Annotated in this window: 7 protein-coding genes; 3 read left to right on the top strand and 4 right to left on the bottom strand. The window is 43.3% G+C overall.

Annotation, left to right across the window (positions count from 1 at the left end; translation table 11 throughout):
• Positions 1 to 3,163: S8 family serine peptidase (locus tag AC37HE_RS00125; RefSeq protein WP_500780733.1), on the bottom strand; the 3,163-nt coding region annotated here is incomplete at its 3' end.
• A gap of 95 nt (positions 3,164 to 3,258) precedes the next feature.
• Complete coding sequence (locus AC37HE_RS00120) at positions 3,259 to 4,398, bottom strand: hypothetical protein (protein WP_500780732.1); 1,140 nt, start codon at positions 4,396 to 4,398, stop codon at positions 3,259 to 3,261.
• Positions 4,399 to 4,697: 299 nt separating this feature from the next.
• Here AC37HE_RS00120 and AC37HE_RS00115 point away from each other — a divergent pair, with 299 nt between their 5' ends.
• Positions 4,698 to 5,387, top strand: a complete 690-nt coding sequence (locus AC37HE_RS00115) for a LuxR C-terminal-related transcriptional regulator (RefSeq protein WP_500780731.1) — start codon at positions 4,698 to 4,700, stop codon at positions 5,385 to 5,387.
• Between the two features lie 95 nt (positions 5,388 to 5,482).
• Complete coding sequence (locus AC37HE_RS00110; RefSeq protein ID WP_500780730.1) at positions 5,483 to 6,364, top strand: fructosamine kinase family protein; 882 nt, start codon at positions 5,483 to 5,485, stop codon at positions 6,362 to 6,364.
• Positions 6,365 to 6,454: 90 nt separating this feature from the next.
• Here the strand turns inward: AC37HE_RS00110 and AC37HE_RS00105 are convergent, their stop codons facing one another.
• Together AC37HE_RS00105 and AC37HE_RS00100 are read right to left on the bottom strand one after the other, a co-directional pair.
• Positions 6,455 to 7,105 carry a response regulator gene (locus AC37HE_RS00105; RefSeq protein ID WP_500780729.1) on the bottom strand — a complete coding sequence of 217 codons (651 nt, stop codon included), beginning with the start codon at positions 7,103 to 7,105 and terminating at the stop codon, positions 6,455 to 6,457.
• Positions 7,098 to 8,057 (bottom strand): sensor histidine kinase, encoded by a 960-nt coding sequence (locus AC37HE_RS00100; RefSeq protein ID WP_500780728.1) that lies wholly within the window; start codon positions 8,055 to 8,057, stop codon positions 7,098 to 7,100. The genes AC37HE_RS00105 and AC37HE_RS00100 overlap by 8 nt, the downstream gene beginning before the upstream one ends.
• Before the next feature lie 184 nt (positions 8,058 to 8,241).
• Between AC37HE_RS00100 and AC37HE_RS00095 the strand changes: the two genes are divergently transcribed.
• A complete protein-coding gene (locus tag AC37HE_RS00095) occupies positions 8,242 to 11,553 on the top strand; it encodes a UvrD-helicase domain-containing protein (RefSeq protein ID WP_500780727.1) in 3,312 nt (1,103 codons plus the stop codon).
• Positions 11,554 to 11,624: the final 71 nt, after the last annotated feature.

Raw genomic sequence — 11,624 nt, 5'->3', positions numbered from 1 at the left:
CTTCCACTGAAACTGCTTGTTCATTCTCGCAGAAACTGAGGTCAGTGTTTAGTATTGCTGGTTGCGGCAAGGCATAAACGGAAAATTCGACAGTGGTGGTAGCTTCGCATCCATTTCCATCGGTAAGGGAATAGGAAATCAGATGCGTCCCTGCACCAGCAATTGCCGGATTAAAGTAATCACCAACGATGCCCGTACCCGAAAGTGTTCCACTGGCAGGTGAGACTTCCACTGAAACTGCTTGTTCGTTTTCGCAGAAATTGAGGTCTGTGTTCAAAATAGCAGGTTGAGGAACTCCAAAAACATCAACGATTTTTCCAAGACTGTTATTCGAGGTATTCGAGTCGAATGAATTGTTGGCAATAACTTCCAGATCGTATTGACCAACATTGCTAAGGTTTAGCGTATTTTGAAATTCGTAATTAATCGTTTCATTCGATGCGAGTGGTTCTGTAAGTATCCACAGTTCGTTTATTGGGGTGTTTGACGTACAGTTGAGTTGGAGCGATATGCTGTCGCCGGCTAGTACGGACTGCTCCCCCGTATTTTTTAAAGTGATTAAAACGCGTTCGTTTTCGGTTAAACTACATGCCGAGGATGGCGATGAAATAGCATCAAGCTGGAGATCGAGTGAACGAGCTAATGGAGTTCCGCTAATTAAAATATTATCCAAACCGGCACCCATTCCCCATAAGTAGAAGTCGTCATAGTAAAATCCAATCTGCATGCCGTTTTTGCAGATACTGTCGGGCAGAGCGGTTATAAAATTGGTCCAGTCGAATGAGCTGACTAACTTTAAGAATTCATGCCATTCGCTTTCTTCCTGAAGCTTGTATACGACATGTAATTCATCTTTTGCTCCATAGATGCCGGTTTTTAATAAATAATCGAAAGAGATCGTCACATCGCTATAATCAGCTAGTTTTAGAGGTGGGGTGGCTGCAATATCCCACAGGTGGAGATTATCGCCGGCCGCATATGAATCCACTCCAATGAAGGTTGTCGTATTGCTGGAAAAGTCCATGTAATAGGATTGCAGTGTTTCACTGGTTCCCAACAGCCAGCCTAATTCATTATTCTTAAACGAGAGATCAATTAGAGCGTCTTCAAAATCAACCAAAAATGGAAGAGGTCTTAAGGATTGAGGGAAAACCTCGATTTGATTGGTTGGCAGGCTCTCAAATTCTTCTGCATTAATTGTGTATACCGCAGTGACGCGAAAGTTGTAGCTTGTGTTCAGTTCAAGTGAACCGTCGGTATAGCTGTTTGTGGCAGTTGTTGCCCAAAGTACGCCATCCCGATAAATGTTGTAAAAATCCGGTGTCGATTCAGACGGAGGTTGCCAGCTAAGCTGAGCTTCAGAATTGGATAGCGTGTACGTTAAGTTGGTGGGAGGAAAGATACCTGTTTGTGTTTCGATCCCTGAAATAATAAGGCTGAAATTTTGAGAACCTCCCGTTAATGAGCCGGTGTGATTGATGCTGATTGTGTAATTGTTTCCACCAGGATTTGCAATATACACCTGTTCTACGTTGTCGACATGATTGGTTGCATGAACAGCAGCGGCTGTTGGGTTTTCCGGGGCGAGAAGCCAGGGGGAGTAGATTTCAGAAGTGCTATTGTTCTCAATTTGGATATCCAGGTCGTTTACCAGCTTCGGAGTCCGGTCGTTTAGGGCAGGTGAAGATGGTGTTGATGCGGGATCGGTCCAGCAGAGGGTGGCCTTTAGAAATGGTGATGATGCCAATGTTTTTACCTGAAATTGAATCTCCTGGCCTTCAGCTAAGCTCTCTTCGTGAATATTGCTGCCTTGATTCTGAGAATTTTCATAAATCAAATCACAAGCAGTTTTCATATTTAGCAATCCCCATCCGTAAGCATAATCGGGACCTTCATTGTTACCCATTTCATCGGCAGTATGAATTAACAAGCCTTTAATTGTTGATGAAAGGAGGGTGGTTTCGGGTTGGACTATCTGTTGAAGTTGATTAAGAAGCGCTATCGAACCAGTGGCCGAAGCGGCGGCCATTGAAGTGCCTGAATAACTGGCATAATTGATATCTGATGTTGAAATTGACGACAACACATCGTAGCCATTGGTCACCACATCCGGCTTAATTCGCCCATCGTCGGTAGGACCGAATGCACTGAATGAGGTCATATTTTTGGCATCGTCAACTGCACCAACAGTGAGAATATTCTTGGCAACAGACATTGGTGTAAGGCAATCGTAGCCATCCGTTCCACCGTCCGGTTCCCGTTCAATAGTCACGTATTTCCAGCCGTTATCCCATACATAATGTTCAAATGAATCTGTCGGGCCTTGGTTGCGGTCATTGCCTGCTGATTTTACAATCAGATAGTTCGGAGCAAGTTCTGCAATATAATCCAGGTCCGCACTGGTTTGATTATAAAATCCAAAGTCCGAATCTTCCGTTTCCGAAATAGTCGGATCGCCATACCAATACCAGCTGCTGTTTTGGGTGTTGAAATACCATCCGCAAAGTGGGCCGTATGAGTGGTTTGAAAGAACTATGCCATCAGCTGCCGCGTTGGCCATTTCTGCAATGTCGTCATTCAAATCCCAACCATAGATAATTGCCAGTCCGGCCATTCCCTGAGCATCGGGGTTGACGCCTGTTGCAATCATTGTTCCGGCCACATGGGTTGAATGATCAGCAAGGGACAATTCAGATTCCCGCATGGTAATACGTGAACCTGCAGAAGATTGAAATTCCTGGTGGGTTGCACGGATTATGCCTCCATCCCAGACATTGATTTCAGTTCCTTCACCGGTTAACGATGGATAAGAATTGTTCGTTTTCCAAAGCTGGTCAACTGAAATGGTAACGGCTGAACTGAGATTATCAGTTGCGTAATAAACCGGTTTTTTGTTTTTCCCTGTTCGCTGAAGGAGGATGACTTGACCATTGGGCGCGACATCGTATGTTGGAATATTGAGTGCTTTTGCCAGAGAGTCCGCTTTTGTCTTCTCCATATTCCAAAACGCATGTTTTTGTTGGGCAAATCGAATGAGTTCAGTTTGTTGTGTCGTTATAGGTAGTGTTTTCGGTTGTGCAATTAAGTTCCCCGCATGAAGGAGCAGCAGGATCAGGCTTATTAATGCTGTTCTGTTAACTAATATGGCTCGGAGATCTTTCATGTAAGCACGATTTATAATGACCAACTGTCTTTGTAATGGCAGCTGGTCATTAGGGAAAGGGAATATTATTGGGAACGATTGATTAATCTAAATAGTTACGGTTCTACTTCCGGCTCATAGTTGGGAAGGAAAAGAATGTTGGAATCACCATGTACAAAATCTAAAACCTGTACGGCATCATCGACAGCTACAGCAAAGCCTTCAACCCTTTCAGGAGAGAACTGTCCCCAAGCTTGTGTAAATGAAGGTCTTTCTCCAACTCCATAATATCCTTCCAAATCTCCAAATTTTAGAGGCTGCGCTTCGAAAACATCATAGATCGAAAAGATTGGTCCCTCTTCGCCATAGTAGTTATCGTTCCAAACCATAAACTGAATATACCGGTCCTTATAGATTTCACGATTGTACTGAAATTGAGATTCACCCTCTATAGGCTCGGAAAAATTGAAATAGTTTTTGACCTCGTTGTTAAAATCGTATTCGTATTCGTTTTCTATGGGATTTAAACCAATACAATCCATAAATCCATTAATGTAAACAACTTCATCAATATCAACTGTGCCTGTTTTGTCGGATCCGGCAGCAAAACAACCTGCTGCAAGCATTAAAGCATCAATTTGGTAATTAGCCAACAAAGCCATCCGATTGGTGTAGTTGTTCTCTTCTGTTTCTTCAAACATGAAATTCATAAGATATTGATACATCGCCATATTTTCGCGGGGGGAGTCAATTGTTTTGGTGAGAACGAGTACACCTTCACTATCATAATTCCAAACAGAGAGTCGACCACAGAAATCAAGGGTAAAATCCTCGCCGGCATCAATCACCGTCATGGCTTCTTCGAATGCTTGGTCTAAAACAGCTTGAGGTGATCGAACAATGTTTAATCGTCCAAAATCGACTTCAATTGGAGTGGCAGTCTCCGGTATTTCTCCATATTGATCTAATACAATGGCCTCTCCGGTTACAGCATCGATTGGTTGTACAAAGTATTCTGTTACGCCTTCAATCTCTAAGCTGATCATTTCAGGAACACCATCAGGATCTCTCAATAGTACATACAAGTCTCCGTAGTCTCCGCCACGAGTAGTGCCTGAATCCTCATTTTGACTGATGTTACCGTTTTCGTCAGTATTACCTCCTGCCCATTCCGGGGCGTCTGAATCATCTTCTAATAAGAGACCTACTCCGTCTGGTCGTTGACATTGGCTAAAAATGCCGATAATAAGAAACATAATCAGCATTGTTAACCCTTTCCTTGAATAATGGATTGCGTTTTTCATGGCAAAAAAATTAAAAAGTTAATTAACTAACAGGGAGTCGATTGGTCGTCTTTTTTTAGATTTTTATAAACAATAAGTTACTGAATAATAGGCCATAAGGCAATCCTCATTCCGGCCATTTTACTCTCCTCGTTTCGCGAAAAACTTTGGACAAAAAATACTCCCTTCTGGACATAATGACGAGATAAATAGCTTGATAACTCATAACATAGTTTATCGATATTTCGTAGTACTAGCTATGTTGGATAATTATGGCTACAAATTCGACTATCATCAATGTATTAATTGCTTACGACCAGAGTATTGTTGCCGAAGGGTTGGAAGCGCTATTGTCCCGGTTTAAAGACATTCGTGTGTTAGGACTGGTTAAAAATGATCTGTGTTGGAAGAAGCATGTTGCGGAATTTAAAGCTGATATTTTAATTGTAGAGTTGCAACATTTGCATAAACAACACATGGATTACATTCAGCAAATGAGTCAATCTTTTCCGGACTTAAAATTGTTGGTTCTTTCGGATATTATTGCACATAAACAGTTGGATGAGCTCTTGCACTATATCCATGCTTATGTGATTCGTAGGTGCAGTTCGGACAAGTTAATTTATGCAATTCGGGAAATTTATGGCGTAGGAAGGTATATCTGTCCCAAAGAGATTGATGCTATTTTTGGTTGCACCGATTGTCCTGACGTTGATTTTGACTTGACATTACGGGAAAAAGAGATTTTGGCGCATTGGCTAAACTCCAAAGATAATCTGGAACTGGCAGATCGATTAAATATCAGTCCTTCAACCATTCGTACACATTTAAAAAATATTCGTGAGAAATTGGGGTCTTTAACGCATGCAGAGTTAATGAATTATGCTTGCCGTGAGAATATTATGCAAGGTCATTTTAAACCGATTTGCAAAAGTTGTATGTTGTATTGTCACAGTTCATAACTTCCCTCCAGGTGGCGAATCTTCTTGAATTTTTTTTCTGATTACCTGCATTCATCTATTGTAAAATTCAGTTTCCTTTGTGTATCTTTCAGCCTATGACAGAAAGTATTATCAGTTATTTGGAAGAAGAGCTCATCGAACAGTTAGGCTCTGGTTTTCAGATTGAACGGAAAGAGCCGGTTGGTGGCGGATGTATCAATCATGCTTATCGTTTGTATACGACCAAAGGCGTGTTCTTTCTGAAGTGGAACTTTTCCTGTGCCGATGATTTATTTATTCGGGAGGCCGAGTGTTTACGCGAGTTAAAACGCGTAGCTGGTGATGCACTGGTGGTTCCTGAGGTTATTCTTGCCAAGGAAGCTGATGAGCTAAGTGGTTTTATTTTACTGGAAAACCTGCAGAGTGGAGCTGTTGCTGCTCAGGATGCCAAGTTTGGGTGTGGATTGGCTCACTTGCATCGAAATCAACCCCAAGAGTTTGGTTTTAGCAATGATAATTATTGCGGGGCGACACCACAGGTGAACGATTGGAAGGAGTCGTGGGTTGAGTTTTTCGCTGAGAACCGATTGGGGTTTATTCTTCGCCTGATCAAGAATAGTCGTGATATTACAGCTGACGATCTAAAGGTTTTCGAAAAATTGATTGATCGTTTAGATCTACTTCTGCCAAATAATTCGCGCGCTTCGTTAATTCATGGTGATTTGTGGTCGGGCAATTACCTTTACACCATCAAAGGACCGGCAATTATCGATCCGGCTTCGTATTATGCCGATCGCGAAATGGAGCTGTCAATCATGCAAATGTTTGGAGGCTTTTCGCCGAAGATGTGGGCGGCCTACCATGAAGCCTTTCCATTAGCTGCCGGATGGGAAGACCGGGTACAGATCTACCAACTTTATCACATTCTGAATCACTATTATTTATTTGGCGGTAGTTACCTGCAACAAGCGGTAAATGTGGCCCGGAAGTATCTTTAATAGTTTTGGATTGCTGGATATTAGATCGCTGGATAAGTATAAAGGACATTGATCTGAAAATCTAAAAATCCAGTGTCTGGTAGTCTGGTATTAAATCTCTACCAGTTTACTCTTAATGGCGTACATCACCAGCTGAGCCGTGTTTTTGCACTGGCTTTTCTCCAAAATATTGGCGCGGTGCTTGTCAACTGTTCGCTTCGAGATAAAGAGTTGATCGGCGATTTCCTGGTTCGAAAATCCCTGGCAAATCAGGATCAAAATTTCAATTTCCCGTTCCGACAGTTCCGCTTGCGGTTCACGTGTTTTCGAGCTTGTTCGGAGACTATTTACCAGGTTTTGCAGTAATTCCGACGAAAAATAGTTGCCGCCTTCAATCACCGTGTCAATGGCATTCTTTACCTCATTCATATCGGAGTTTTTTAATAAAAATCCCTTCACTCCGGCATCAACCATCTGGTAATAGTAGTCTTCTTCGCCATACATGCTTAGGGTAATAATCTTCAAATCCGGATATTTTTCAATGGCCATATTGGCCGCAGCAATTCCATCCATCACCGGCATTTCAATGTCCAGCAAAACGATGTCCGGCAACTCTTCTTCCAGCAGCTCCAAAAATTCCTGACCGTTACCGGCTTCACCGGCAACCTCATATTTATCAATGGTGTTTAGTAAAATCCGCAGCCCGTTACGAAACAGGGTATGGTCGTCAACCAACATGATCTTACAAGTCGTGTCATTCATTTTCAGTACCTACTTTAATGTTTACCAAGGTTCCTTTGCCGGGTTTGCTGTCGACATTAATTTCGCCTTTGAGTGAGTTGATTCGCGAAAAAATATTGGAAAATCCCATGCCGCCGTTGTTGGCCTGATTCAGGAGCTTATCCATCTGAAAGCCTTTCCCGTCATCTTTGTACACAATTGTAAGATTTTTTTCTTCGATGTTCAAATCGATTTCAATCTTTTTCGCTTTAGCATGCTTAATTGTATTATTGATTAACTCACAGATAACACGGTACAAAACAACTTCGATATTATTTTCGAACCGGCTGTCGCCCAAATTCGATTTCAGCTTAATATGAAGGACTTTAGTGGCGTTAATTTTATTGCTGAAATTTCGGACGGCACGGGCTAACCCGAAGTTGTTCAGGACATGCGGACTCAGGTTGTCCGAAATCTCCTTTAGCGATTTAATAGCCTCGTTGATAACCATCTCGGTATTCTGAACGATTTCCTTTGAGCTTTTGTCATGTTCCAGCTGGGCCAATGTTGAAACCGACATTTTTACAGTTGAAAGCAAGGGCCCCAATCCATCGTGCAGATCCTTTGCAAAGCGTTTCCTTTCTTTTTCTTCGGTTTGAATGATGGCATTCAGGAACATCTTTTCCGTCAATCGCCGCGAATCTTCAACGCGTTTCATATACTTAAAAATCTTTTGAATCAGGAATACACCGATGGCGAAGGTTAACGACATTGCCACCCCCGACCAGACCATAAATTCACCCAGCTCCTGTGGTTTGAAATTGCTGATGTAAGGCAAGAGCTCCACCAGCAAGCGGACGGCCATCACCGAAAAACCGATGGTTAGCAGTACCCACGAAAAGTTGTACTTGGTTTCCTTAATGAGTTTGATGGCGACAATTACTGCAAAAACCTGTAAAATGATGGAGACAACCAGTATTATTTGAAGAACCATTTTTTTGTGTTTTGAAAGCCGCGATGTTTAAACGGCTAATCTGTTGACCTACAAATGTACAAACAATCGCCGCTTTTCAATTGGTTGGTTGAACTTAAAAAAAGCGCTTTTGAGCCGGTCAATTTTTTGTACTTTTAGTATTCCGAAATCATTCGGATATCCAAATCAACGCTAATATTCAAGCATGTCGCAACTTCAGATTTACAAAGCCTCCGCTGGTTCGGGAAAGACATTCCGGCTAGCAATTGAATACTTAAAAATCGCTCTTTCGGGCGAATGGAATTATAAGAATATTCTGGCGGTAACCTTTACCAATAAGGCGACTACCGAGATGAAGGAGCGTGTTATTGAAGAGTTGTATAAGCTGAGCAGGGGCGAGAAAACCGCTTACCTGAATGTGCTGCAACAGGAAATGGCTTTGGCTGAACCTGAATTGGTCGTCCGGGCTCAAAATGCCTTGAAGCACTTGTTACACGATTATTCGCGATTTTCGATCAGCACGATTGACAGTTTTTTTCAAAGGGTGATTAAAGCATTTAACCGGGAACTGGGCATTAATACGGCTTACCAGGTTGATTTGGAAGATGATCGTATTTTGGATGAGGCCGTTGATCAATTGCTTTTGTCGATTGATGATGATCCGGATTTGTTATCCTGGCTGAAGCAGTTTGCCGAGGATAAAATTCGTGAGGGAGGCGGTTGGAGCCTGAAAGGTGATATTCTATCGCTGGGACGCCAGATTTATAACGAGACCTTCCGACAGCTGAGTCCTGTTTTGAATGAAAAGTTAAGCGACAAAAAGTTCATCCGACAATACCGGAAAGAGTTGCGCCGCATTATTGTTGATTTTGAAGATACGCTGAAGCAAATTGGAGAGCAGGGATTGCAGATTATGCGTCAGGGAGGTGTTACGGTCGACGATTTTAAATATAAGAAATCGGGGGCAGCTTCAGCTTTTGATAAAATGACCAATAATGAATTTACCCCAAGTAGCCGGGTACTGGCGGTTGTGGATGATGTTGCTGCTTTTCACGATAAAAAGGCTTCGGCGCATATCATTAATATAGCTCACCAACTGCAACCATTATTGGAACAGGCTGTCAATTTCCATACGGGAAATATTTCCAATTATAATACGGCGAAGTTGATTGTTGATCAGCTTTATACATTGGGGATTCTTGTGGATCTGCAAAAGGTCGTTCGCGACCTGACACGCGAAAAGGGAGTAATCCTGATTTCGGAGTCGGGGAACCTGTTGAAGCAGATTATTGACGACTCGGATACCCCTTTCATTTATGAGAAAACGGGCGTGTATTATCAAAATTTCATGATTGATGAGTTTCAGGATACCTCGGGCTTGCAGTGGGGAAACTTTCGTCCCTTGGTGGGCAACTCGCTGGCCGAAGGAAATTTGGGTATGCTGGTGGGCGATGTGAAGCAGGCTATTTATCGGTGGCGTAACGGCGATTGGAACCTGTTGGCATCGGAGGTTTTTCAGGCTTTCCCTGAAAACGGGGCTGAGGAAAAGCAATTAACTCAAAACTGGCGAAGTTCGGGAACTGTTATTCGCTTTAACAACCGGGTGTTCCAGGTGGTGCCGCAGCTGATGCAGACGCACTTCTCCGGACAAATTCAGGAAGCCGGCTTGAACAATAACTTGTTTGGCGATGCTATTTTGCAAATTTATAATGAAGGGTTGCAGGAAATAGGTCAAAAGAAGTCGGCGGATTCCGGTTATATCCGTATGCGTTTCCTTGAAAAGAAGAAAAGCGGGCAGGAACCAACCAATGAAGAGCAGGTGCTGGATGAGCTGATTGAAGCAATTCAAGTGGCACAGGATAAGGGTGTGTCAGCGCGTGATATGGCGATTTTAGTGCGCACCAAAGCTGAAGCCAAGACGATTGCCGACCGCTTACTAACTGAAAAAGCGACGGGAACAGGCGATTACAATTTCAATGTTTTGTCGGGCGAAAGTTTGTATGTGAAGAATGCTGCTTCGGTGGCTTTCCTGGTGTCGATGTTGAGGCTGCTGAAAGATCCGGATGACGAGCTGTCGTTATCGTTTGCAAACTACCAGTATTATGCCACCATTGCTCCTGTTTTACTTGGTTTGAATAAGCAGGTTGATTGGGCTGTGGAGCAGGAGGAAATCTCGCAGTTGCAAATGGACTTTGCTCCTCGCTATGAGCCGGAACTAACCGAGCGTTTTGAAGATTACCGGAATAAGGATAATAAGTTGTTCTCCTTTTTGAAAAGCAACTATTTCAATCATCAGTTGGCCGCGCAGAATCTGCAGGAAATAATTTTCAACCTTAGCAATCGTTTTTGCCTGTTCGATTTCTCGGACGAGTTGGCGTATCTGCAGGCTTTCATCGACCACGTTTCGAATTATATGAAAAACCGCAGTGCCGATCTGTCTGGTTTCCTCGATTGGTGGGACGAGCAGGGGCAGCGCAAAACCATCGCTGTATCGGAAGAGCTGGATGCCATTCGTATTCAAACCATTCACAAGGCCAAGGGCTTGGAGTATACTTGCGTGTTTATTCCCTTTTGCGATTGGTCGCTCGGGATTTCCGGACAGCATGCACCGATGTTATGGTGCCGGCCCGCTGTTGAGCCTTTCAACCAGTTGGAATTGGTACCGGTGAAATACGGTAAATCGATGGGGCTGTCACACTTCTTCCGGGAATATTTCAGCGAAATCCGCAATAATTACATCGACAATCTGAATATGTTGTATGTGGCCTTTACCCGTGCGAAAACGGCTCTTTACACCTGGTCCGAATTCGGTAAAACACTCGGCTCTGTTGGCGATTTACTGAAGATGTGTGTCAATATGGAAGAGGGGATTTCGTTTAACGGTCGTGAGGATATTTGCAGTCCGTTGACAGCGCATTTCGACGAGGAAAATCAGTTGTTGGAGATCGGGGAGTTAACTGCCAGTGGGGAGAAAGAAGAACAGGAGAGCTCGACATTAAGCCTGAATCGGTTTCAGTTTAAAGATTTCAGTACTTACCTGCGTTTGCGAAAGAACCACGAGAATTTCTTTGAGGTTGGAGATTCCGCTGAGAAGAAAATTAATCGCGGGCGATTGGTGCATGACGTACTATCGCGCATTGAAACGGCAGATCAGCTTGAACAAGCCTGCGAGGAACTGGTGTTTAAGGGGATGATGACCGATGAGGAGGCTAATGAGATGCAAGCCGAGCTAAGTACCCTGCTGGTTGACCCGGAGGTTGCTTCGTGGTTTGATGGTTCGTATCGTGTATTGAACGAACATAACATCATAACCGGTGATGGTGTGAAACGCCCCGACCGCATCATGCTTTCGGATGATGAAGTGGTTGTGGTCGACTATAAATCGGGCGAATTTGAGTCGCAGAAATATGTAACCCAGGTTAGCGAATATATGAAAGCCCTTGAGCAGTGTGGTTACCCGAATGTCAAAGGCTTTATTTGGTACACCCGCATGAATAAGCGGGTGGTGGTGGCATAATTTAGGGCAAGAGACAGTCTATTCGTTCTGTAAACTTTTTTTCGCTTTTTTCAGTGCGTCCTTTTCGTCGG

The organism is Mangrovibacterium sp. (assembly GCF_059905295.1).
This window is presented reverse-complemented; position numbering and strand designations above follow the sequence as displayed.

What these genes read in the sequence shown, in the direction of transcription:
- AC37HE_RS00120 (WP_500780732.1), bottom strand. Translation starts at nt 4,398, where the DNA reads ATGTTTCTTATTATCGGCATTTTTAGCCAATGTCAACGACCAGACGGA.
- AC37HE_RS00115 (WP_500780731.1), top strand. Translation starts at nt 4,698, where the DNA reads ATGGCTACAAATTCGACTATCATCAATGTATTAATTGCTTACGACCAG.
- AC37HE_RS00110 (WP_500780730.1), top strand. Translation starts at nt 5,483, where the DNA reads ATGACAGAAAGTATTATCAGTTATTTGGAAGAAGAGCTCATCGAACAG.
- AC37HE_RS00105 (WP_500780729.1), bottom strand. Translation starts at nt 7,105, where the DNA reads ATGAATGACACGACTTGTAAGATCATGTTGGTTGACGACCATACCCTG.
- AC37HE_RS00100 (WP_500780728.1), bottom strand. Translation starts at nt 8,057, where the DNA reads ATGGTTCTTCAAATAATACTGGTTGTCTCCATCATTTTACAGGTTTTT.
- AC37HE_RS00095 (WP_500780727.1), top strand. Translation starts at nt 8,242, where the DNA reads ATGTCGCAACTTCAGATTTACAAAGCCTCCGCTGGTTCGGGAAAGACA.